This window comes from Nitrospirota bacterium (assembly GCA_040754395.1).
Lineage (GTDB): Bacteria > Nitrospirota > Thermodesulfovibrionia > Thermodesulfovibrionales > SM23-35 > JBFMCL01.
On sequence record JBFMCL010000002.1, the window covers coordinates 1 to 23,280 of the forward strand.

Genomic DNA, 23,280 nt, shown 5'->3' on the forward strand with positions numbered 1-23,280 from the left:
TTCCCTTTTGGCGTTTGAACTCATAATGCAGTCCCTTTCTATGCATGTTTTTTCGGTAACATGCATTATGAGTCAACGATGTCTCCCTAGTCTTTACTTCGGTAACATTTTTTGTGATGCAATTCGTACCTCTGCGCATTCATTGACTAAAATGAAAGACTGCTTTATAGTGTATGATGCGATGATACAGAGCATGACAGGATTTGGAAGTGCATCAAATGATGATTTTACGGTCGAAATCCGTTCGGTAAACCACCGTTTCATCGATATCGGGATGAAAATGCCCGCATACATGACCCAGCATGAAATTCCCCTCAGGAACATTCTGAAAAAACGGTTTGATCGGGGGAGATTTGAGGTATCCATTTCGCTGAACAGCACAAAAACCGGCCACCTGAAGCTGAACGCACATCTGGCAAAAAGCATTTATTCCGCCCTGCAAAACCTGCAAAAGGAACTCTCGATCCCCGGGGAAGTGACCATAGAAACACTCTCCGGCTACCGTGAGATACTGGCTGAGGAAGAATCCTCATACGATATCAATGCATTGCTGGGAGTATTTCAGAAAGCGGTCGGCTCGCTTGAGGAGATGAGGCAGCGCGAAGGCGCGTTTCTTCTTGAAGACATCAGCAGAAGAATTGCAATGCTGAAAGATCTCACGCATAAAATAAAGCTTTTGTCGCCTGAGGAGGTTGTACGGTGGAGGGAGAAATTTACGGAAAGACTGCGGTTGATAGTCGACGCCGGGACGCTGGATAACAGCAGAATTCTCCAGGAAGCTGCAATCATGGCAGAAAAACTGGATATCTCTGAAGAAATCAGCAGGATAGAAAGCCATCTGCAGCAGTTTCTCGCAATCCTTGCAAACGGCGCTGTCATGGGTAAGAAACTTGATTTTCTTCTTCAGGAACTCAACAGGGAAACCAATACATTATCCTACAAGACTGGTGACTATGCCATCGCAAACCTCGTGGTCGAGATGAAGACGGAAATAGAAAAAATCCGCGAGCAGGTTCAGAACATCCAGTGAAACCTGTCATAAATACAGGAGACGGACGCTGCACAGTCCGGAATATAAACAGATACAATCATGTTTCGGGATAAGGTATGATTACACGCTGCATTTTTCGGACGATTATCATCAATGAAATCAGCCGTTAACAAAGCTTATGGTAAGGGGGAAAAATGAAAAAAGGCGATTTGAGCCCGATCCTTGTAAACATTGGATTTGGCAATGTTGTAGCTGCTGCAAAGGTTGTCGCCATAGTTACACCTGGATCAGCTCCCATGAAGAGGCTCAGGGAAGAAGCAAAAAAGGCAGGAAAACTGATCGATGCGACTGAAGGGAGGCGTACCCGCTCTATCATTGTAACCGACAGCAACCATATTATTCTTTCGGCCATCCAGGCTGAGACAATTACCCAGAGATTCTTTGAAGGAAAGGAAACCCTTGCCCCTGAAGAGGAATAGGGGCACCCTGTTCATCGTGTCCGCACCTTCGGGCGCAGGGAAAACAACGCTCTGCAGGGAACTTGTCTCTTCCGTCCCGAACCTGCAGTTTTCTGTTTCTTATACCACAAGACCGCCGAGGCCCGGAGAAGTCAACGACAGGGACTATACCTTTGTCAGTGAGAAGGATTTCCGGTCAATGGTTTCAGGGGGAGAGTTTATCGAATGGGCAGAAGTTCATGGCGCCCTGTACGGAACCTCAGAGAGACGTCTGGAAGAAATCCTTGTTTCAGGGATCGATGTCATTCTTGATATCGACACTCAGGGCGCAATGCAGATAAGGGAGAAATATGCCGAAGGCACATATATTTTCATCCTGCCGCCGTCTCTTGAGGTCCTCAAAAAAAGACTCCAAGCACGGATGACAGATTCGAGGGATGAGATAGACAAGAGACTGCGGAGGGCTGTCGGTGAAATAAAGACATACCCCCGTTATGATTATGTTATAATTAACGATAATCTTCAGGATGCACTGAAGGAATTCACTGCGATAGTCATTTCGCAGAAAGTCAGAACCGAAAAGATTGACCCCCTCTGGATAGAGGAGAGGTTTTTACAACAGGAGGTAAAATAAGGATGGATATTATTTCTCTGCCGATCGATTATGACCACGATAAAATAGACGGGAGATTCAGGATTATTGCGATCGCATCACAGAGGGCAAAGGAACTCGCTGTCGGAGCCGACCCAAGGGTGACCACCAAATCAAAGAAGGTATCAACCATTGCGCTTGAAGAGACCATCGACAATACCATCGAATTCCTGATCGGCGAAGAGGCCAAAAAGGCAAAAGAAGAGTCCAAGAGATTCGACTACAGGAAACTTCTCGAAGAGAAGAAGAAAGAAATCACCGGGGAAGACCTGACCGAATTCGAGAAGGATCTCAAGGTATATCTCCACGAAAAGGAAACCTTGGACAAGAGAGCGCTCGAAGGCCTTTTCAGCGAAAAACGAGAGGAAGGTGCTGAAGAATAAATCAGTTCTTCTGGGAATTACAGGGGGGGTCGCCGCTTACAAGGCTATTGACGTAATTCGCCGACTGAGGGAAGAAGGTTCTTCGGTCACCGTGATCATGACCGGGGCCGCAAAGAATTTTGTCACGCCGCTCTCGCTCGAAGTAGCCTCGCAGAACAGAGTATACGCAGACCTTTACAGCAGTCCCATGGCACATATCACGCTGCCTGCACAGGCCGACATCATGCTTGTGGCTCCCGCAACCGCAAATATCATCGGAAAATTCGCCAATGGCATTGCCGATGACCTTCTGAGCACCATTTTTCTTGCGTACCGCGGCATTACTGTCATTGCTCCGTCAATGAACTGGCGGATGTACGAGAACCCCGTGTTGCAAAAGAATCTCAGTGCTCTCGTATCCCATGGCGCAATTCAGGTTGGACCGGAAAAAGGCGGACTTGCGTGCGGTGAAGAAGGCATGGGAAGGATGGCTGAGGTATCTGACATAATCGAGGCGGTTCAGATCGCACTCACACCAAAGGATCTTGAGAAGGAAAGGATCCTCGTTACCGCGGGTCCTACAAGGGAATACCTCGACCCTGTGAGGTTTCTGTCGAACAGGTCATCAGGAAAGATGGGATATGCCATCGCAAAAGCCGCGCTCAGGAGGGGAGCAGAAGTCGCCCTGATAAGCGGACACTCTTCCCTGCATCGTCCCCGGGGGATGAAATTCATTTCAGTAGATACTTCTGAGGATATGTTAAACGCCGTCCAAAGTGAACTCCCCTCCGCTACCGTACTGGTAATGTCCGCTGCGGTTGCCGATTATTCGCCAGCGGAATATGTGAAGAACAAGATCGGAAAAACCAAGGAGATTCTTCTGAGGCTCAGGCAAACACCCGACATCGTCTCTTCGGCCGGCATAGAAAAAAACCGTCCGTTCATCATAGGATTTGCTGCCGAAACAGGATGGAAGATCGAAAATGCGCGCAGGAAACTGAAGGGGAAAAACATGGATATGGTCGTCCTGAACGATGTGACTGAGGAAGGCTCAGGGTTTGATGTTGATACCAACAGGGTGGCAATTATCGACAGAGAACAGGAAACAGAACTGCCGCTTTTGAGCAAAATTTCTGTTGCAAATGTGATACTGGACAGAATGATCTCACTCAAGGCTTGACTTTTTTCTCTTTTTTGTTAAAAATTTGGTCATATCATGGCGATTGAAGACATCGAAAGACTCAAGGAAAAAGTAGAAAAGGACCCCAACTCAAAACTCTTCGTGCCTCTTGCCGAAGAGTACAAAAAAGCAGGGATGACCGACGAAGCCATCGATGTACTCATCCGTGGCCTCGAGAGACAGCCTGAATACCTGAGTGCGCGTGTTTCCCTCGGCAAAATATATATCGAAAAAGGCATGCTTAATGAAGCAAAGGGGGAATTTGAGAAGGTGACTTTAACAATCCCCGATAACCTTTTTGCGCACAAGAAACTCGCGGAAATTTACAGAGACCTTGGAGACAGGGAACGGGCAGGAAAAGCTTTCAGGACAGTGCTGAAACTCAACCCCATGGATGAATGGGCGGAAACCGGTCTTTCAGAAATGGAAAGCCCCCCCGTAATACAGGCATATGAACCGCACGCTGAAACTGCAGAAAGCCTGGAGATTCCCGCTGAAGAGACGCCTTTCGAGATCCCTGTCAGCATGAATGATCTTGAAGCAACCGAACATATCCCGGAAGAGATTCCCGGAGTTTCCCCTGAAGCAGAACAGGTCGCAGCGCATGCGGAGGAAGAATTTCCTGAAATCCCCGTGTCCGAAAAAGACACGGAAATACTGCCCGAAACACCGGACTCTTTGACTGAAACGGGTGAAGAGAGGGAATCCCGCCCGGCGTCTGCACTGAGTGAAGAGGACAGAAACCTCTGGAAGGCACATATGGAAGCGGTCGAACACATTGAAGAGGATGCCGAACCTTTCGAAATACCTCTGCCGGAAAAAGAAATTGAATCATGGGAAACGCCGCCTGCAATGGCCGAGGAGGCGACAGAGACAGCCACAGAGATTTCTCCGGAAGCAGAGGAAGTGTCTGAGATTGAATCCCTGTCTTTTGAGGATATCCTGAACGAACCCGGTATGCTTGAGGAAGAGAAAGAGACTGCGCCTATGCAGACAGAAGATGAAACGCCCGCGCTGCTCGAAAAGGCAGACACGCATATCCTCGGAGGGAATTATGCAGAGGCACTGAACATCTATAAAAATCTCCTCTCTTCAGAACCTGACAACCCTCAGATCATGCAGCGCGTCGAGGAGCTGAAGACCCTGCTGAAACTCCTGGGCAGGGATAAGGAAGCGTTGGTTGCCAGACTGGACAGTTTCCTCAACAGTATTAAAAAGAGGCGTGATGAGTTTCTTGGAAGTTCTTAAAGATACCGTTGATAAGGTTGACGGCGCTGTTTCCGCAATGATTATAGGCTCAGACGGCATATCGGTCCAGGAGTACACACAGGAAAAACTTATCGATCTTACCGGACTGAGTGCCGAGGCATCCGCGATGATAAAGGACATCAGTCTCGCATCCGACAATCTCAAGCTCGGAGATGCAAAAGAATTTTCGATCATATCAGACCGGTGCGGAATCATTATGAGAAAGATCAACACCGACTATTATCTCGCCCTTGTGATTAAACCCGAAGGCAATTACGGCAAGGGAAGGTTTATCCTGAAGACTGCAATTCCGAAACTGGAAGGTGAATTCTGAAACCCAGAGGCAAGCACCGGAAAGTTCTCGTCATCCACGGCCCCAACCTCAATCTCCTTGGCAAACGGGAGGCAAAAATCTATGGCACAAAAACCCTCAAAGACATCAATGCAGAGATATCCTCTTTCGCATTTGAACTCGGGCTGGATGTCAGGATGGTGCAGATGAACAGCGAGGGCGAAATACTTGATGCGATCCAGAAAAGCGATTACGACGTGCTGGTGATAAATCCCGCCGCATATACCCATACGAGCATAGCCATCAGGGACGCCATTGCAGCGGTAAACAAGCCTGCGATTGAAGTGCATCTGTCCAATATCCACAAGCGGGAAGAATTCAGAAAAAAATCTTTCATCGCTGAAGTGGCGGTCGGCCAGATAAGCGGATTTGGTTCTGACAGTTATCTTCTCGCGCTCAGGGCAGCCAGAAGCATTCTTTCTTAACAAAGTCCTTCGTTTCCGTTTCCTTCTTTATTTCAAAAGCCCGAACCATAGATATGAATGAAGCGGAATCCCGAAGGTCGCTTCATTCACGATAAAAGAATTTTTCAATTGAACAGCCCGACATTCTTTGGTTATTGTAGTCATGCGATGGAAACAACTTCCGGGATGAAAAGAATATCGCCTTCCCCTGAACCGGGGAGGATAGAGAAAGTCAGGCAGGCCTTGCTAAGGAGAAGGCTGGACGGTTTTCTTGTCACCGACATCACGAATGTCAGGTACCTCTCCGGGTTTACCGGTTCATCAGGTGATGTCCTGCTCACAGGAAACGAATCGGTGCTTATCACTGATTTCCGGTACAGGGAACAGTCGGCAAAAGAAGTGCCGGGGTTCGAAATCGTGCTTGAAAAAGGATACCGGATCAGCACTATTCTGAAACTCTGCAGGAAACTCCGGATAGAGAAGCTCGGATTCGAATCTTCTGCTTCCTTTGATTTCTACAGAAAAATGTCTGCTGCAGAAATCGAACTGACAGCCGTAGACGGGCTTGTGGAAAAGCACAGGATGATAAAAGAAGCCCGGGAAATCGATCTGATACAACAGGCGGTCAGACGCGCCGAAGCTGCGTTCCTCGGGGTTCGGCCGCATATCAGGCAGGGAATGACAGAACAGTCTGTTGCCCTCCGGCTCGAAGAGGGGCTGAAGAAGAACGGCTGCAGGCGAATCCCTTTTGACATTATCGTTGCATCCGGCACCAATTCTGCTTTGCCCCATGCAAAACCGACAGAAAAAAAACTGGAGCGCGGCGATCTGGTTATCATTGACTGGGGAGGAGAAGCAGGGGGGTATTATTCGGACATGACCAGAACGCTTCTTCTCAGAGGGGACAAAACCCTGAAGCAGGAAAAAATCTACAGAACTGTCCTGGAATCCAACAGCAAGGCAATAGCAGCGGTATCACCGGGGAGGTCTTCCACAGAAATTGACGCGGTCGCGAGAAATGCGATAAAAAAAGCAGGCTATGGAGAATTGTTCGGCCACGGGACAGGCCACGGGGTAGGTCTTCAGGTGCATGAACTTCCGCGCATCACTTGGGTAAGGAAAGAGATACTGCAGGAACACATGGTATTCACCATAGAACCGGGCATTTATATGCCGGGAACAGGTGGGGTCAGGATTGAAGATATGGTGCTCGTTCGCAAAGAGAAAGCCGAAACCCTGACATCCCTCCCGAAAAATCTGGAGATCCTGTAACCGCTAAAATAAGCTTTACAGTCTGTGCCTGTCTTGATATTATTAGCCATGAAAAAAGTCATTCTCGCAGAAAACATCAGGCAGCTGCTGGAAAAAGAACAGAACTTTCTGCACAGGTCTGACATACAGCTCTTCACTGCCGAAACCAATCAGGAAATTCTTGACCTGCACAGGGCCAGAAAAGCCGATCTGATAATCGCACAGCTGGATACCAGGAACATGAGCGGTGAAACGCTCTCCTCGATCATACGGAATGACCCGGCACTGTCCGCGGTTTCCATCATCATTCTCTGTGCTGATACTGAACATAATGCGAGGCGATGCCTGCAATGCAGGGCGAACACCTTCATCAGCAGCCCGGTTGACAAGGGGATTTTGCTCCAGGAAATCCAGCAGCTTCTGCATGTCGCGCCAAGGAGTTCCCTGCGGATTCCGCTCGGCATTCAATTTCAGCTCTCCTCCAAGGGGAGTCCTTTCACCGGGTATGCGGAAAACATCAGCGCCTCGGGCATGCTTCTGCATTCGGAAACCCTCCTGTTTGAGGGAGAAGCCATCACAAGCAGTTTCTATCTCCCGGATTCAACGCATATCACCACGAATGCGGAAGTCGTCCGTATCCTTGAGAAAGCGGCAGAGAATGATCCATACGGCTATGGTATCAGATTCATTGACCTTCATGCTGATTGTTACGCAGCGATAAAGGCATTTGTCAAAAAAGAACTCAAACGCCAGTAGCCTGTTACGACTATTTCGCCAGCGTCATTTCCTCCCAGTGCAGATTCGAGCCGATGTTCGGATTATAGCTCGGGCTGTCGGTAACGATATATTCGCCACTTTCGCAAACCACCGGGGATTCACCTTCAGAGAGCAAACCATGGTTTGGAAGACCTTGGCCTGCGAATCGAGCATGTTTCTCCCGGCCTTGAACAAAAACACATAATCGATGTACCAGTAATTGATAAAATACGGAGGGGTAAACGCAATGAGCCGGGCGGATTGGTGCTGAGTGCCAATTGATTATTCGTCCAGAAATACGCCTGCGTGGGGAACAGGTTGAATTCTTCGGTACTGTGCGGGTTAAAGAACCGGAATCGTGCCTGTGCAGGCAGCGCCGGGTTCGGGGACCAGCTGATTCTCCCTTCCGTCCTCCATCCTTTGGGGATGAGAAGGCGGAACGCCTCCATTCCGGTCATCGGATCAGTGTAGATGTATCTCACAAACGTATGGAAATTTCCCTTATCAGAGACATTCTTCTTCGCCCCGGAATCCGTTCTTGATCCGCTCTGGGCAGAGGCCTGCCCTTTTTCACCCGCTGCCTTCTGGCCTTCCTTGCATCCTGACAGCGTGAGCATGACAAGAAAAGCGGCAATGCACACAGGAATAAACATTTTTTTGGGAGTACTCATACACCCCTCCTTTTTTTTCAGAGAAAAAGCTCTCTCCATACTCAAATTCCTCTGCTGTCACTCAAAGTCAATGTGCGCAGTCCTGTATCCGGTGTTCTTTTTATCCCAATGATAGCAGTTTATGCAATAAAAACAAGCTTTTATCCGCCGGGGCGGGGGTATACTATTTCAGATCTTGGGTTTGTTTTTGTGTGTATGCGTATAGTTGCCCGCAACCGCCATTGTGCCAGCAAGAAGGCTGCAAGTCAATAGATGTAATCAAATCTGAAAAAAAGGAAATACATGATACAATACTAGTATGAAATGTTTTCTTACTGAATCAACCTTGAGATACAGTGATACGAGGGGTTTTGGTGAAGCCTATCTTATCAATTGCCCTGTCTGCTGGTGTGCAAGCATACTATTGATTAATTGGGAAAATGACACAGAGGAAACAGGCGAATGTCCTGTCTGCGAGAGAATGATCCGCTCTTTGAATAGTGAATAGTTTAGAAAAACATGCATATTTCAAATAGTTTTGACATGTCAAGGGTAATACGGAGCAGCGTTTGAGTGAGGAAAATGGCAGAAAAAGTCTTCCGGGTTGCACGCAGCAGGCAAATCCCTGTAACAAAGAAGGAGAAAAAATACTTTCTGTCGCGTTCCGGAATATGGTAATGATTGACGGAAAGGTCTATGGCCTTGTGGATGACTCTGCGCCGGATGCCTTTGTGGACTGCGCATCAAAAATCTCATCGTGCAGGGCCGGCTGCTGCTCTTATCTGTTTGCCCTGACTCAGGAAGAGGTGAAAAAAGGCATTTACAAATATAATCCCGATCGGCCTTACTACATGGCAAAAGACGCGGATGGATTATGCCCGTATCTTGATCGGGCAACCTTTTTCTGCAGTATCCACGACAGGCGCCCTCTCACTTGCAGGAAATATACCTGCGAGCATGAGTCTGCCGGATTTCACAACAATTGTACTCTCCGTCAACAAAACGAAGAATGAATCGGCAAAATCTGATTTCCTCCTAATGTCTAATGTTGAGACCTGACCCCTTTTTTACCAGTTCTACGCGTCTGTTTTTTGCTTTTCCGTCCTCTGTATCATTCGTGGCGACCGGTGCCGCAGGCCCGACGCCAATTGCCGTAAGCCGGGATGCGGCCACACCATACTTGGATACCAAAATTCGTACCACGGCATCAGCCCTGGCCTGCGAGAGTTGTATGTTATATGTATACTCTCCCACATTGTCCGTATGGCCCACCACATACAGTCTAAGCTGAGCATTCTGAGAAAGGAGCTTTGCAATTTCCTTCAGCGTGGGGTCGGATTCGGGTTTGACTTCTGCCTTGTCGAAATCGAAATAAATACCGTAAAGGGCGACACGGCCTGTCGCGCTGATGTCCTGTGCCATGGATTTGGCATCTGCAACAATATCCTGCTTCATGACAGCCTGTTCGACAATCCACAGCTGATACCCCTCTCCCCTGTTCTTGGAACGAACGCGCACCCAGGTTACCCGGTCGTCCTTGTGAACCTTCATATACGCATCCGTCCTAGACTGGTAAATTATACTGCCGCCGATCTGCATCACCGCATTGGCAAAATTCCTGAGAACCTGAGCCTCGGTTGCGGGCTTTTCGCCTTTCTTGACATAGTAGCTGACATAATAGTAATGACCTTCGACGCTCGTGCGGTTTCCCCTGCTGTCCGCAAATTTGTCGTATACTTCAAACTCCCTTTCTTCATATGCTTCGATCTTGTACCCGGGAATCCGGTTGAAAAGAGGGTGGTCTTTGCCTCCCCTCACATCCTGAGGGTCGGATGCAAAGACACATGGAGCTGCCAGCAATAATCCTGAAAGAATCAAAAAAAATGGTATCATTCTTTTTATTATCATTGCGCACCTTCCTTTTTTCAAAAGAATATACCGGACATCTGTAAAGTAGTCAAGGATTGACATTCAAAAAAACTTTTCTTAGAATTCGTAAAAAGTCGGGGGGTAAGGGAAGCGTGCTGTCCTGAAAGGGAACCCTATGCTGGTCAACAAAAATGGGAGGAAGAGAAAATGAAGAAGGCTTTTACAATGGTGATCGTCCTGATGGCATGTATTTTTTCAACTATTGCTCATGCAGGGGAATTCAAAGTGTATCCTGACGCCAGCGCAGATGAAAAGGCAACCGAAGAGGCAAACAAAATATCATTAGGGCACACAATCACCTCAACCATCTATACCACGAAAGACTCCTTTGAGAAGGTCGTTGCCTTCTACAAAGGAATCGCAAGGGAGTACAAGATGCCCGGCCAGGAAGGTCTGGTCAGGAAACTGCCTTCAGGGCAGGAGCTGAAAGAGGCATACTTCATCTTTGACGAAGCCAGGGACCTCCTGAGTGCAAAACTCTGGATCAAGATCCAGCACCCCTGTATCGGCAGAGTGGAGATGGAGGGATTGACTCCAAAATTTCAGGATATCCGGAATATTACCTCCATTTCTGTTTCAGAGCGGAAATGATGTGCTGATTGCGGAGTTCAGAAATCGAGAATTCCCCATACGCCTGTTTCTATTACTCGCCTGAAGGTATGCGTATTTTTTAATATTATTCGCTGTCCTGTTCAGTACCCCCTTTTGGGTGCAAGCTTAATGTTAAATATTGAGACCTGACCCCATTATGCCGCATATCACCTCTTGATTTATTGATCAAAAAGATGGGGCATCTGTTATGGGACCCGTCGATACAATACTTATCGCCTATCAGCAATGATGATAAAGCAGCTTTGCATAGGTCGGGTTTGTTTATCATGAAAGGACACATTCTATCTACCTCCAATCTGCTCCTTCCCTCAGAGCAAACAGCTTAAAGGATATTTCTTGCACCACCTCAGAATAATGGTTTTCAAGTCCGTTTCTAACCATTATATATCTGTTTAAGAGTAGAAGGTATCAGTATAAATCTGATTTTTTTGTAAGAATTTTTCTTACAACCTGCTATGTCCGCTTTTTCCTTTGATATCCATTAATCCATTGTCCGATATATGTGGCATCTTATCATTGTCTTCACTTCGTGAATTTATGGAGGCGCAAAACGCGACCCCCATTCCCAACGAATATGACAGTATGTTACTTCTTTACCATAGGTTAGGTTACAGATTGGTTACAGATTCAAAAGAGATAAGTTAGAATCAGAAAATAATGTTATCGCTCATTGATATCCAGCTATAATCTGCAGCATTTTGACTGCTTTTCGGACTGTTTATAACAGGAAGGACAAAATACTACAAAATCCGCATATAATCTACAACTCGAATATTGCTGTATTGATTGGTTATCAGTTTTTATTCGAACAGCTATTTTTACAGGTACAAGATAGTCCTTTGGCTTTTTGGAACGATTCACGCCCTTCTTTAAGTGATAACCCAGCAATAAAGATTGCACCAAGAGCGTCAAGTCCTCCAATTCCTGTCAATTCATATCCCCCACTTGATAAAAGAAGAACGATTGAAAGATACAAACAGGCTTTTGTGCAATTGGCATCTGCAATAATTGCTTGAGAATCAAGCTGTTTCCCCACTTTGATTTTGTAATGTATTAAAAGCCACATGGTAATAATTGATATCAGAGATATGATTATTCCCCAAAATGTAGTTGCAGGTTTATGACCCTGATAAATATTTATTAGAGCTGTCGCTGTAAGACCTATCGAGAGAATATAGAAAGCTGTTCCTGTTATTTTTAGTGCTTGTCTTTCAAAATGGTCGGAGTTCCTGTCATGATTACTTCTGATTCTTCTAATCATGTGCCAGATACCGACACCCGAAATTACTTCGACAAATGAATCCAAGCCAAACCCAAAGAGAGCCAGAGTTTCATCTTCTATACCGAAATATATAGATACTAATCCTTCAAGGATATTGTAGAAAATAGTGATAACAGCAAGAAAATATGCCCATCGATAGAGAGATTCCTTTTCTTTGTTTATCCCTATGGAAAGAACTTGCATAAGTATATGGTAACAAACAGTCTATACTGATTGCTGGTCGTTATTTCGTATATTCATTTCGAGTGGAAATTTTGAATTGCTATGAAAAAATATAAATTACTGAGTACAGGAAGGAAGGGAGAAAAATAGGGCTGGAGGAGCGAAGGCATGTGCTTGCTTCTGGCACGAGCTTGAAGCCAGAGTGCAGCGGAGGCTTGAAGCGTCCCCTTGCAGGGCCGGAATGTTCCGTGCGAAGTCAAAGGTGTAATGAATGGAACGATCATTGTCCGTCGCCCCCGTCTTAGGGAGACGAAGGAGAACTTTGAAAGCACCACGAAAGACTCCTTTGAGAAGGTCGTTGCCTTCTACAAAGGAATCGCAAGGGAGTACAAGATGCCCGGCCAGGAAGGTCTGGTCAGGAAACTGCCTTCAGGGCAGGAGCTGAAAGAGGCATACTTCATCTTTGACGAAGCCAGGGACCTCCTGAGTGCAAAACTCTGGATCAAGATCCAGCACCCCTGTATCGGCAGAGTGGAGATGGAGGGATTGACTCCAAAATTTCAGGATATCCGGAATATTACCTCCATTTCTGTTTCAGAGCGGAAATGATGTGCTGATTGCGGAGTTCAGAAATCGAGAATTCCCCATACGCCTGTTTCTATTACTCGCCTGAAGGTATGCGTATTTTTTAATATTATTCGCTGTCCTGTTCAGTACCCCCTTTTGGGTGCAAGCTTAATGTTAAATATTGAGACCTGACCCCATTATAATTTTTGTCCGTTGGTAATAGAAAAAAGAGCAGTGCTAAACGCTCAAAATTAATTATTGAAAAGCACCACTATTCAAATCCAGCAGATGATGTAATAACCTACGGTTGTTTTAAGCATCCGGCGATAAAAAATGATACAATACGTTATGAAATGTACACAATACTTTTCATTCATCAAACAGCGTGAGGATAGGGCAATTATCAAAGATGAATGGATATTGGATACCATTAAAAAACCTGTGAAAACAGAAGTTCAGACTGATGGAAGGATAAGGAAGTGGAAATTTATCGAAGAAGTTGGAAAATACTTAAGGGTAATTCTTTTAGAGGACGGAGAAACTGTTCATAATGTTTTCTTTGATAGAAACTTTAAGGAGGAAGAAAAATGAAAATTCGATATTTCTCAGATACAGATACAGCATTGATTGAGTTTTCAAATGTTTCTGTTGTTGAGACAAAAGAAATATCAGAAAATCTCTACATTGACCTGGATGAAAAAGGCAATCTTGTAAGCATGACCATTGAACATGCGAAAGAAAAAGCTGGAATGTCAGAAGTTTCTTTTCTACAAATGGAAAAGACGAGTGCCTAACAATTAAATCCACTGGATGGCTAATAGCCACCAGTGATTTTTTGCGTTATGGGTGAAATATGAAGAATAAATTCCAGAAAAGTATAGATCGTGCAATTACTTTATTGCATACCCCTCCTGATTATAAAAATTACATCCTAATAAAATTATCTCCAATTCCCCAAGGATGTTGTTGTTTCCATTGTTGGCCAAAGACATGGGAAATAATAAACAAAACCATTCAACCATACGGCCCTATTGAGAATGAAGGCGATGTTTTAATTGAAAGGAATAAAACAAAAATTGTTCTTGAGTGTCACGAAAGCGGCCCGGAAATTATAGCTTATCTAACATTGGCTGCATCTTCAATTATTTTATTAAAATCGATTATTGACCTATTGAAAAGCATTATTGATGCGCTGTCCACCGAGAGTAAAAAACAACCAGCTCGTATTAAAATATCAAAACGACAAATTATCAAAGGTGAAGTCGAGGAGGAAAACTTAATAGAACTTGATATTCCAATTTCAAAAAACATCAAAAAGCAACTCGAAAGTAGATTGAATGATTTAATAAATAAAAACCCATAACATTGCGCTCCATGGGATCGGCGTGGTGCCCACGCCTCCCCATGAGCTTTGGCGTTAGGCAAAAAGAGAGAAGAAGAAGAAAATAATAAATGAGCATTGAATATACAAGTCGAACAGGGAAATTATATTTCCTGCACATTGGAAAGACAAAAAAAGGAAATGATAAGTATTTCTTTTCAAGCGAGCCGAATGGGAATCTTGCTCAAAGTATTCCGAAAGGATATGAAATTTATGAGAATGTTAATGCCCAGGTATTTTTGATAAAGGTACAGCCAAAAATAATACAAGATGAAGAACTGAAAATAATCAAAGAAGAATTACAAAAGCAAACAAAACCACATCATTATAAATATGGGGCAAAGAAGAACATCATAACGGTGTATGAAATTAATCAAGATATTGAAGGACTATCGGCTTTATTTCCCTTTACAAATAAATCAGAAATAGAGAAACATTTTCTGGAGAATGCTACATATTTACCGATAATGAGATTCATTTTGGAGGACAAAGAAAAGAGATTATTTACAACAGAGCGGTTTTGCTTTATGGGGGGTATTGATGACTGGATTTACATTGGAGGAACTAATTCATTGGGAAAACAAGCAAAGAAATTTATCAAGCATCTTGGTAAAGAATCATTCTTTGAGCTATTTTGAATTGCCTAACAAGTTCATCCAGCCGACCCCGAATAGCCGTTTTTCTTTTTCATTCCAGCGTTAGTGGCGGGGTCGGCTGATGATTGGCGTTATCTCTCAAAAAATAGATGATGGCTATAGAAGACACCGAAAGAAAGATAGCGAACCAAATAAGAAAGGATCTTTTGACTTTGCGACAAGCTATAAAATCAGGAGATGAATCTGCAACTATGATATGGCCAATCCCAGCAAAGTTAGCATGTGCGCAACGTCCATTGAGGGATCACCCTATATATGGCGGAAGTTCGAAGGTTTTCCCGCCCGAGGCAGCCCCTTACGTTCTGGAATGGATTAAAAGGATTAAAGACGAAGGAATTAAAAGCATTATATGTCTTATGCATCCAAAAGAGTTTCAATATTATGAACTATTGAATCTACATCCAAATGGATTGCTTGGTCTATACTCTGAGTGGGGATTCGTAATTAGGCATTTCCCATGGGCTGATCCCGCTCATGAACAATCACAAGCAGCTCGATTAGAATTGAAAAATAAAGTTCATAAAATAAAATTTGATGCATATGAAGCGTACCGGGAGCTCCCTTATCCTGTGCTACTGCATTGCAGTGCTGGAATAGATCGGTCAGCTCCCGTTGCAGCGTTCATTGTGTTAAAGGAACAAAATATTAATAAGATGAGATAACAAATCACTCGTGCGGATGGCTTACAGCCACCGCTGATTTAAGTCGTTAGGCTGAAATAAAATATGACAACAACTTGAGAACTCAGTCACAAGAAATTCAACTGATCAGAATACTCTGTGCGGAAGGCTTCCCGCTATTTCTTTTTTACGGGCTGAGCGGGATGGGCAGCGGGTTGTGCCGGTTGTGTTTGCTGTGCGGACTGGGAAGGTTTAGGGGGTTTTTCTCTGAGTATGGTATTGACTATCTCGGTAACCGAACGGAAATCGATCTTTCCGCTTCCCATCTTCGGAAGTTCTTCTATGACCACAAACTGTTTCGGCAGGGCAATATTGGGAAGGTGTTCTGCCATCTGCTTGAGTATTTTCTTCTCATCCACCTTCTGGGTAACGGCTGCCACTATTTTTGCGCCTTTCAGGGCGTCAGGCACTTCCACCACAGAACAGGACACATTACCCGGGAGGAGTTTCTGAAGAACGTCTTCGACCTTCACCATGGACACCATTTCCCCGCCGATCTTTATGAATCTCTTCAGTCTTCCCGAATGCCAGAGGAATCCGTCTTTGTCGAGATACCCCATGTCTCCCGTGTCATACCAGCCGTGCCTGATGCGCATTGAGGTTTCCTCAAAATCATCAAGATACCCTTTCATTACGAGGTCGCCTTTTACCAGGATGCGTCCCACCTCTTCAGGCTTGCATTGCTCCCCGGTCTCATAGTTCTCTATATGCACCTTCACGTCAGGGAGAACCTTGCCGACACTCCCCGGCTTGTTGTGTTCCGGGGTATTCACCGAAATGACCGGTGAGGTCTCGGTAGCTCCATATCCCTCATAAAGGGTAATGCCATGTTTTTCGAGAAATTCCTTTCTCAGCACATCAGGACACTTGTCAGCTCCGCTCACAATAAGACGGATGGTTGAGAAATCTCCCGGGTCAGACTTGCGAAGGTAGCCCCAGAGGAAACTCGGGGTGCCGACCATGACCGTGGGTTTCTCTTCCCGCATAATGGTGCAGATCATTTTATAATCAAGGGGGTTTGCGAATGCGACAATCGTCATGCCGAAATACAGCGGGGTCCAGAGATTCACGGTAAGCCCGAAGACATGGAAATAGGGAAGATTCGCGAGCATGACGTCCGTATCGTACATCTTCATCACCCTGCTGAAGCTTCCGATGTTTGTGGCGATGTTGCGGTGAGTCAGCTGCACCGCCTTCGGATCTTTTTCGCTCCCGCTCGTAAAGAGAATGACGACGTTATCGTCTTCATTCCCCGCATGTATGATCTTGAGGATCAGGGGAACAGGCATTTTTGCGATAAAGGCGGCCTTGAGTTTTTCTGTCGTGGAGATGCTCTCCATGATATCCTCGAGGAACACCATTCCCTCCACAACAGGGCAGTTGATCTTTTCAAGAAGCGCCTTCGAGGTGATGATTGTTTTGAACCCGCACTTCTTCTGTGCGTATCTGGCGTTATTGGCTGCACCGGTCGAGTAATTGATCATGACCGGCGTATTGCCGCTCATAAGGGTTCCGAGCACTGAGAGGGCACATCCTGCTGAAGTGGGTATCATGATGCCGATGAAATCCTCATTATACTTCCTCAGCTTGTCGGCGAGAATCAGTGAAGCAATCAGCGCCTTGTTGTAGGTGACCCTTTTCTCAGAGGTACGGTCAATAAAAGCCAGTTTATTGCCGTACCTCTTGGCAATCTTTACAAAATGCTGATGGAGCAGCATATCAGAATGTCAGATTCAGCTGCGCGCTTATGATATTGACATGCGTCTCAAATGCTCCCCTAAGCCCTCCTCTGAGGGCGTCTTCACCGGTGGCTGACTTATAGATCTGCGGATCATTGATGAAAAGATGTGCATAGCCGCAGTCAAAACTCAGCTTGTCAGAGACCCTGTAGCCGAAACCAAGGGCTGTCCATATGCGGTCACTGTCGGGAATGCGCGGGGTACGATATGCGGAACTGGCAACCGCTGAAGTGTCATAAGCGGTGCCTGCTCTGAATATCCAGTTTTTGTCATGCAGATAGGTTAGTCCGAGTGAATAACGGTAGCTGTCCTGCCAGTTTTCAGTAGTAATCGTACTCGGCTGGTGGTTGTTGTCATATTGCACGATCAGGTCTTCGAAAAGACGCCAGTTGGTCCATGTCCAGTCAGCCATCACCATCCACTGCGGATTGATCTGGTGAAAGAAACTTACGGATACACTGTCGGGAAGGTCCAGGTCAGCCTCCACGCCGCCATCTCTGAACAGGGGGTAAGGACGAAGCCCTGAGGGCACACCGGAAAAATCAACGTCACCCTCGAGCGTGTGCCTGATGCTCGAACGATATGCGACACCGATGCGGGTGTGCGGCGTGAATTCATGGATAATGCCCAGATTATACCCCCATCCCCAGCTGTCACCTTCAAGGCTGGCATACCCGTCGGAAAGCTGAGGAATCAGTCCGAGTGAACCAGGAGCAAGGCCGAGGGTGGGGAAAAAGGCCCCGGCGGCATCGAGCGTGCCGAAGTCGATCGCATTCGAAAGAGTTGCCTTAATGTACTGGAGGCTGATCCCGGCACCAATGCTCCAGTGCTCGTTTATCCTGTAAGCGACTGACGGATTGATGTTTACTGTCATTACCTCTGATTCGATAGCATGGTAACGGCCGACCCAGGTCTTATCGTATTCTGTTGCCAGGCCGAACGGCACATTCATGCCTATACCGACTGCAAACCGGTCAGAGACCTTTCTGCTGTAATAAAAATTCGGCACTACCTTGGCTACTCCTGCGTCTCCGTCATCGTCACCGCGCAACGGAACGCCGGTAAGCCCCTGGAGGGCATGAGTAGACCCCTGGTTCTCAAAGTCTGCAAAAGGCATGATTAAATGCGATCCGAAGATCATCTGGTCGCTCTTCAGGAGAACCATTCCCGCCGGATTAAAAAAGATTGTGGTTGCATCTTCAGCGCTTGCAGCTCCTCCGGCATACGCATTGCCAAGGCCGCTGACACCCTGCTCGATAAGTGCAAAACCGGCTCCAGAAGCTGAGCCTGCAGAAATGAGTAACACGCATGCTGCTATAAGGACAACACCCCTCCACTTCGACAGACAGCGATTTTTCATACCCTTAACCCCTCCTTGAGATAGAATTATCCGCATCGTAACGTGCCATATTTCAGAAATGAAAGTCAAGCGAAAACAACAGGGTTTGTGAAGGCAGACGTACGCGAACAGGCGCCCTGGCCCACGCAATTAGGTAGCAGGAATCAATCTGCAATGGAAAAAATTTCAGAAAATGCTAAAATAAGACATTTTCAGACGGAGGTATTCGATTTGATTTCTACGAGCGATTTCAGGAAAGGGCTCAAGGTGGAGTTTAAAGGCGAACCCTGTGAGATAACAGACTTCCAGCACGTGAAGATGGGAAGGGGCGGAGCCATTGTAAGAACAAAGCTTAAAAAGCTCAAAACCGGCGCGGTTCTTGAAGAAACCTTCCGGTCAGGCGAGAAACTCGAAAAGGCCGAACTCGAAGAAAAGACAATGCAGTACCTTTATGCCCAGAACGACCAGTATTTCTTCATGGATATGGAAACATATGACCAGATCCCCCTCTCATCTGACCAGCTCGGGGAAACAAAAATTTTTCTCAAGGAAAACATGACGGTCAAAATCCTCTATCACAGGGGGAATCCGTTAAGCGTTGAAGTCCCGACATTTGTCGAGCTTGTCGTTTCAAATACCGCCCCCGCCGGATTCAAGGGTGATACGGCTTCAGGCGGCGGGAAACCCGCAACACTCGAAACCGGAGCTGTGGTAAAGGTGCCTTTTCATATCAATGAGGGTGATACTGTCAGGATTGACACCCGGACATCGGAATATATAGAAAGGGTCAAATGATGGAATTTGAGGATTTGAAAGAGCTTATCGAGCTTGTCAAAGACACCGATATTACGGAAATCCAGGTAGAAAAGGAGGGCTCGAAAGTAAAGATCAAGAGAGAAAAAATCTTTTCCTCCCTGGATATGGCGGTACACAAGACACCGGCTATGCGGGAGAAGATAAGCGCCGAGTCAGAGGATGAGACGCAGAGGCTCGTAACCGTTACCTCACCCATTGTAGGCACCTTCTACCGTTCACCAACACCAGATGCTTCACCTTTTGTTGAAGTTGGGATGAAGGTCAGCAAGGGCCAGGTTCTGTGTATCATTGAGGCGATGAAGCTCATGAACGAGATCGAGAGCGATGTTGACGGTCTTGTGGTCAAGATACTGGTAGAAAACGGGCAGCCCGTTGAGTACGGTGAACCGTTGTTTCTCATCGAACCCTTATAACCGGAAAACGAAAGGGCGGAAAGACAGAAACAGGGGTTTGCGCTCATTTCGCTCTGCTTTCCGCTGAGATGGATAAGAATGAAACTGTTCAAAAAGGTCCTTATTTCAAACCGCGGAGAAATCGCCGTAAGAATTATCCGCGCATGCAGGGAACTCGGCATCAAAACCGTTGCGATATACTCTGATGTTGACAAGGAGTCCCTTCATGTAAAACTGGCCGATGAGTCGGTCTGTATCGGTCCTGCAAATCCGGCACAGAGTTATCTGAATATTCCCGCAATCCTGAGTGCCGCTGAAATTACGGATGCTGATGCCATACATCCGGGATATGGCTTCCTGTCGGAAAATTATCACTTTGCCGAAGCATGCATGACATCGGGGATAACCTTTATCGGTCCGACTCCGGAAAACATCAGACTCGGCGGCGACAAGGCCAAGGCCCGTCAGTCGATGAAGAGGAAAGGCGTTCCTGTGGTCTCAGGCAGTGATGGCCCGGTGCCAAATGAAGAAACCGCAATGAAAATTGCCAAAAAAATAGGGTTCCCGATTGTTCTGAAAGCCTCTGCCGGCGGCGGCGGCCACGGAATGAAAATTGTAAAAGAGGAAAAAAATCTCGAATCGGCATTTTATCTCGCGCAGAGAGAAGCCCTCACCGCATTCGGCAACAGTGAGATCTACATTGAGGAATATATCCCGGAGATGCGGCATATCGAAGTTCAGATCATGGCAGACAACAAAGGCAACACCATACACTTGAATGAGAGGGACTGTACGATACAGAGACGGCACCAGAAACTCATCGAAGAATCTCCCTCACCGGTCTCATCTACGGAAAAGTTCAAGAAAAGACTCGGGGAATTGGGGGTAAAGGCTGCGCGCGCGATAAAGTACAGGAATGTCGGCACCGTGGAGTTTATCGTTGACTCAAAGAGCAACATCTATTTCATTGAGATCAATACCCGCATACAGGTAGAACATCCGGTTACAGAGGCGGTAACCGGGATCGACCTTATCAAAGAGCAGATAAAACTCGCAGCGGGCTTCCCTCTCGCTTACAAGCAGAATCAGATACGGCCTTCAGGCCATGCCATTGAATGCAGGATCAACGCAGAAGATCCGGAACGGTTCATCCCCTCTCCCGGAAGGATATCCCTGCTCTCTGTTCCCGGCGGGCCGGGAGTGAGAGTGGATACCGCAATCTATGGCGGATACCTCATCCCGTCTCATTACGATTCCCTTATTGCGAAACTGATCGTGCATGGAAATACCAGGGAAGAGGCGATCACAAAAATGAAAAGCGCCCTTGATGAGTTTATTATCGAGGGCGTGAACACCACCATTCCTTTCCACAAGAAGGTCATGAGCAACCCTGATTTCATCAGTGGCAATTTCACTACGAATTTCGTAGAGAAACTGCACAGAACCGGGCAAGAAAATACTTAAGAATGATGTACCTTGGCGGTCTGTGCGTTATTACCGATCGCAGTTCTTGCAGGATTTCCTATGAAGAGATGGTTCTCAGAACGCTGAGAGCCGGTGCAGGATGGGTGCAGTACCGGGACAAGATAAGTGCAAAAAGGACCGTGTATGAGGAAGCTGTCAGACTCCGGAACATCGCGAGGGATTTCGAAGCTGTCTTCATTGTGAACGATTATCCTGACATTGCTCATGCTGCCGACGCGGACGGAGTACATTTGGGGCAGGATGACCTTCCTCTCAGGGAGGCCCGTAAAATCGTGGGCAGAAAGAAAATAGTAGGGATCTCGACGCACAACCTGAATGAGGCAATAGAGGCAGAAAGAAACGGTGCAGACTATATCGGGGTCGGCCCGGTATTTCAGACAGGGACAAAGGACGCCGGCCTCCCGAAGGGAACTGCCCTGATCCGGGAGATCAAGAGGCAGATACACCTCCCTGTCGTAGCAATCGGCGGGATAAATCTGGACAATATCATGTCAGTCATGCAGGAAAAAGCAGATGCGGTTGCGGTTGCGTCTGCCATACTCAGCGGCAATATTGAAGACAACACACGAAAATTTCTGGAAATGATAAAATCTTTCAGAATTGCGCATCATTCCTGAGAGCATAAGACAGCACAGAAAACATATCCCTTATCCCTTCAGAAAGGGGAACATCTCACCTGCAAGAAGGAGATTTTAAGGGGTTACAAATATTTTGCAGATTATGTGAAAATCACAGGAGGCATAACTATGATGAAAAAGGTGATTCTCTTATTCATACTGATCAGTGCAATATCATTCGGCTGTCAGAAAAATCAGGATGTGATAAGAATAGGTATCGCCGGACCGATGACGGGGGATCAGGCAAAAATGGGCATGGATTTTAAAAACGGTGCTTCACTTGCTGTTGAGGAATGGAACAGCAGAGGGGGAGTTCTCGGGAAAAAAATAGAACTGATGATAAGTGACGACCAGCATGACCCGAAACAGGCCGTCTCTGTTGCCAACAAGATGGTCAATGAAGGTGTCGTGGGTGTTATCGGGCATTTCAATTCCAGCTGCTCTATACCGGCTTCTGATGTATATAATCGGGCAGGTATACCCATGATCACCCCCGGGTCAACCAATCCCAGGCTTACTGAAAAAGGATATCGTGGCGTATTCAGGGTATGCGGCAGGGATGACCAGCAGGGCAAAGTCGGCGCAGAGTTTGTGACGAATGTGCTGAAACTGAAAACAGTCGCTATCCTCCACGACAAGACAACCTACGGTCAGGGGCTTGCAGATGAGTTCAGGAATTTTCTCGGGGACAACGTCAGAGTGGCATATTACGGAGGGATTGTCCAGGGAGACAAGGACTTCAAAATGGTACTGACAGCGATCAAAAGCAATACGCCCGACATGATCTTTTTCGGCGGGATATACCCTGAAGCAGGGCTTCTTGTGAAACAGGCAATGGAGCTCGGGCTTGTTACAAAATTCATGAGCGGTGACGGGACAATTGATCCGAAGTTCATCGAGATCGCGGGCAAAGCCGCTTCAGAAGGGACTTTTCTCACATTCAGCCCGGATCCCAATCATATCCCCTCAGCAAAAGGGTTCATCGAGAATTACCGTGCAAAATACGGCGATATCGGCCCATACTCAATTTATGCATACGACACCGCAAATATCCTGCTGAGCGCTATTAAGGAGGCAAATTCAGCGGAGGGAAAGGCCATCATCGACAAACTGCATACCATGCAATTCAATGTTGCGCTGGGCAGCATTTCGTTTGATGAGAAGGGTGATGTGACCACGTCACCGTATGTGGTATGGATCACAAGAAACGGAAAGTTCGAGGAATACTGGAAACCGTAATTTGGGAATACCCGCTCACCAAATTGCCACATCCGGAGTACCTGACAACATGAGGGGCGGGTATTGAATTTTATGTGTAA

The 23,280-nt window shown here is 46.5% G+C and carries 28 protein-coding genes; 23 read left to right on the forward strand and 5 right to left on the reverse strand.

Features of this window, described 5'->3' with window-relative positions:
- Positions 1 to 151 precede the first annotated feature (151 nt).
- From AB1552_01135 to AB1552_01180, 10 genes are all read left to right on the forward strand, one after another.
- On the forward strand, positions 152 to 1,030 hold the full coding sequence (locus tag AB1552_01135; GenBank protein MEW6052379.1) for a YicC/YloC family endoribonuclease: 879 nt from the start codon (positions 152 to 154) through the stop codon (positions 1,028 to 1,030).
- A gap of 155 nt (positions 1,031 to 1,185) precedes the next feature.
- Entirely contained in the window at positions 1,186 to 1,470 is a 285-nt protein-coding gene (locus AB1552_01140) for a DUF370 domain-containing protein (GenBank protein ID MEW6052380.1), read from the forward strand.
- A complete protein-coding gene (gene gmk / locus AB1552_01145) occupies positions 1,457 to 2,083 on the forward strand; it encodes a guanylate kinase (GenBank protein ID MEW6052381.1) in 627 nt (208 codons plus the stop codon). Before AB1552_01140 ends, gmk begins: the two co-directional genes overlap by 14 nt.
- 2 nt (positions 2,084 to 2,085) lie before the next feature.
- Positions 2,086 to 2,484, forward strand: a complete 399-nt coding sequence (gene rpoZ, locus AB1552_01150; protein MEW6052382.1) for a DNA-directed RNA polymerase subunit omega — start codon at positions 2,086 to 2,088, stop codon at positions 2,482 to 2,484.
- Positions 2,471 to 3,643 carry a bifunctional phosphopantothenoylcysteine decarboxylase/phosphopantothenate--cysteine ligase CoaBC gene (gene coaBC, locus AB1552_01155; protein ID MEW6052383.1) on the forward strand — a complete coding sequence of 391 codons (1,173 nt, stop codon included), beginning with the start codon at positions 2,471 to 2,473 and terminating at the stop codon, positions 3,641 to 3,643. Before rpoZ ends, coaBC begins: the two co-directional genes overlap by 14 nt.
- A gap of 36 nt (positions 3,644 to 3,679) precedes the next feature.
- Positions 3,680 to 4,891: a tetratricopeptide repeat protein gene (locus tag AB1552_01160; GenBank protein MEW6052384.1), complete on the forward strand. Its 1,212-nt coding sequence runs from the start codon at positions 3,680 to 3,682 to the stop codon at positions 4,889 to 4,891.
- Positions 4,869 to 5,225: a roadblock/LC7 domain-containing protein gene (locus AB1552_01165; protein ID MEW6052385.1), complete on the forward strand. Its 357-nt coding sequence runs from the start codon at positions 4,869 to 4,871 to the stop codon at positions 5,223 to 5,225. The genes AB1552_01160 and AB1552_01165 overlap by 23 nt, the downstream gene beginning before the upstream one ends.
- Positions 5,222 to 5,668, forward strand: coding sequence for a type II 3-dehydroquinate dehydratase (gene aroQ, locus AB1552_01170; GenBank protein ID MEW6052386.1), 447 nt, complete (start codon positions 5,222 to 5,224; stop codon positions 5,666 to 5,668). The genes AB1552_01165 and aroQ overlap by 4 nt, the downstream gene beginning before the upstream one ends.
- A gap of 165 nt (positions 5,669 to 5,833) precedes the next feature.
- Complete coding sequence (locus tag AB1552_01175) at positions 5,834 to 6,919, forward strand: Xaa-Pro peptidase family protein (protein MEW6052387.1); 1,086 nt, start codon at positions 5,834 to 5,836, stop codon at positions 6,917 to 6,919.
- A gap of 48 nt (positions 6,920 to 6,967) precedes the next feature.
- Complete coding sequence (locus AB1552_01180; GenBank protein ID MEW6052388.1) at positions 6,968 to 7,654, forward strand: PilZ domain-containing protein; 687 nt, start codon at positions 6,968 to 6,970, stop codon at positions 7,652 to 7,654.
- A 125-nt stretch (positions 7,655 to 7,779) separates the two neighbouring features.
- On the opposite strand, the gene AB1552_01185 is transcribed toward AB1552_01180, so the two are convergent.
- On the reverse strand, positions 7,780 to 8,325 hold the full coding sequence (locus AB1552_01185; GenBank protein ID MEW6052389.1) for a hypothetical protein: 546 nt from the start codon (positions 8,323 to 8,325) through the stop codon (positions 7,780 to 7,782).
- A 548-nt stretch (positions 8,326 to 8,873) separates the two neighbouring features.
- Here AB1552_01185 and AB1552_01190 point away from each other — a divergent pair.
- The gene (locus tag AB1552_01190) at positions 8,874 to 9,317 is read left to right on the forward strand and encodes a YkgJ family cysteine cluster protein (GenBank protein ID MEW6052390.1); all 444 of its coding nucleotides are present in this window, start codon (positions 8,874 to 8,876) and stop codon (positions 9,315 to 9,317) included.
- 22 nt (positions 9,318 to 9,339) lie between these two features.
- Here the strand turns inward: AB1552_01190 and AB1552_01195 are convergent, their stop codons facing one another.
- The gene (locus AB1552_01195) at positions 9,340 to 10,212 is read right to left on the reverse strand and encodes an OmpA family protein (GenBank protein MEW6052391.1); all 873 of its coding nucleotides are present in this window, start codon (positions 10,210 to 10,212) and stop codon (positions 9,340 to 9,342) included.
- Positions 10,213 to 10,380: 168 nt separating this feature from the next.
- Between AB1552_01195 and AB1552_01200 the strand changes: the two genes are divergently transcribed.
- Positions 10,381 to 10,824, forward strand: coding sequence for a hypothetical protein (locus AB1552_01200; protein ID MEW6052392.1), 444 nt, complete (start codon positions 10,381 to 10,383; stop codon positions 10,822 to 10,824).
- A gap of 814 nt (positions 10,825 to 11,638) precedes the next feature.
- On the opposite strand, the gene AB1552_01205 is transcribed toward AB1552_01200, so the two are convergent.
- Positions 11,639 to 12,310: a cation transporter gene (locus AB1552_01205; GenBank protein ID MEW6052393.1), complete on the reverse strand. Its 672-nt coding sequence runs from the start codon at positions 12,308 to 12,310 to the stop codon at positions 11,639 to 11,641.
- A gap of 246 nt (positions 12,311 to 12,556) precedes the next feature.
- Between AB1552_01205 and AB1552_01210 the strand changes: the two genes are divergently transcribed.
- From AB1552_01210 to AB1552_01235, 6 genes are all read left to right on the forward strand, one after another.
- On the forward strand, positions 12,557 to 12,898 hold the full coding sequence (locus AB1552_01210; protein MEW6052394.1) for a hypothetical protein: 342 nt from the start codon (positions 12,557 to 12,559) through the stop codon (positions 12,896 to 12,898).
- Between the two features lie 306 nt (positions 12,899 to 13,204).
- On the forward strand, positions 13,205 to 13,447 hold the full coding sequence (locus AB1552_01215) for a hypothetical protein (GenBank protein ID MEW6052395.1): 243 nt from the start codon (positions 13,205 to 13,207) through the stop codon (positions 13,445 to 13,447).
- A complete protein-coding gene (locus tag AB1552_01220) occupies positions 13,444 to 13,650 on the forward strand; it encodes a DUF2283 domain-containing protein (protein ID MEW6052396.1) in 207 nt (68 codons plus the stop codon). Before AB1552_01215 ends, AB1552_01220 begins: the two co-directional genes overlap by 4 nt.
- 59 nt (positions 13,651 to 13,709) lie before the next feature.
- Complete coding sequence (locus AB1552_01225; GenBank protein ID MEW6052397.1) at positions 13,710 to 14,219, forward strand: hypothetical protein; 510 nt, start codon at positions 13,710 to 13,712, stop codon at positions 14,217 to 14,219.
- An 89-nt stretch (positions 14,220 to 14,308) separates the two neighbouring features.
- Positions 14,309 to 14,875 (forward strand): hypothetical protein, encoded by a 567-nt coding sequence (locus AB1552_01230; GenBank protein MEW6052398.1) that lies wholly within the window; start codon positions 14,309 to 14,311, stop codon positions 14,873 to 14,875.
- A 107-nt stretch (positions 14,876 to 14,982) separates the two neighbouring features.
- Positions 14,983 to 15,555: a hypothetical protein gene (locus AB1552_01235; GenBank protein ID MEW6052399.1), complete on the forward strand. Its 573-nt coding sequence runs from the start codon at positions 14,983 to 14,985 to the stop codon at positions 15,553 to 15,555.
- A gap of 134 nt (positions 15,556 to 15,689) precedes the next feature.
- Here the strand turns inward: AB1552_01235 and AB1552_01240 are convergent, their stop codons facing one another.
- Both AB1552_01240 and AB1552_01245 read right to left on the reverse strand, forming a co-directional pair.
- Positions 15,690 to 17,291, reverse strand: a complete 1,602-nt coding sequence (locus AB1552_01240; GenBank protein ID MEW6052400.1) for an AMP-binding protein — start codon at positions 17,289 to 17,291, stop codon at positions 15,690 to 15,692.
- Between the two features lies 1 nt (position 17,292).
- Positions 17,293 to 18,672: an outer membrane protein transport protein gene (locus AB1552_01245; protein ID MEW6052401.1), complete on the reverse strand. Its 1,380-nt coding sequence runs from the start codon at positions 18,670 to 18,672 to the stop codon at positions 17,293 to 17,295.
- A gap of 210 nt (positions 18,673 to 18,882) precedes the next feature.
- Between AB1552_01245 and efp the strand changes: the two genes are divergently transcribed.
- The 5 genes from efp (at position 18,883) to AB1552_01270 (ending at position 23,200) form a co-directional block, all read left to right on the forward strand.
- Entirely contained in the window at positions 18,883 to 19,446 is a 564-nt protein-coding gene (gene efp, locus AB1552_01250) for an elongation factor P (GenBank protein ID MEW6052402.1), read from the forward strand.
- Positions 19,443 to 19,880, forward strand: coding sequence for an acetyl-CoA carboxylase biotin carboxyl carrier protein (gene accB / locus AB1552_01255; protein MEW6052403.1), 438 nt, complete (start codon positions 19,443 to 19,445; stop codon positions 19,878 to 19,880). Before efp ends, accB begins: the two co-directional genes overlap by 4 nt.
- Positions 19,881 to 19,964: 84 nt before the next feature.
- A complete protein-coding gene (accC, locus tag AB1552_01260) occupies positions 19,965 to 21,323 on the forward strand; it encodes an acetyl-CoA carboxylase biotin carboxylase subunit (GenBank protein MEW6052404.1) in 1,359 nt (452 codons plus the stop codon).
- A gap of 2 nt (positions 21,324 to 21,325) precedes the next feature.
- Positions 21,326 to 21,961, forward strand: coding sequence for a thiamine phosphate synthase (thiE, locus tag AB1552_01265; protein MEW6052405.1), 636 nt, complete (start codon positions 21,326 to 21,328; stop codon positions 21,959 to 21,961).
- 129 nt (positions 21,962 to 22,090) lie between these two features.
- Positions 22,091 to 23,200: a branched-chain amino acid ABC transporter substrate-binding protein gene (locus AB1552_01270; protein MEW6052406.1), complete on the forward strand. Its 1,110-nt coding sequence runs from the start codon at positions 22,091 to 22,093 to the stop codon at positions 23,198 to 23,200.
- The last annotated feature ends 80 nt before the right edge of the window (positions 23,201 to 23,280 follow it).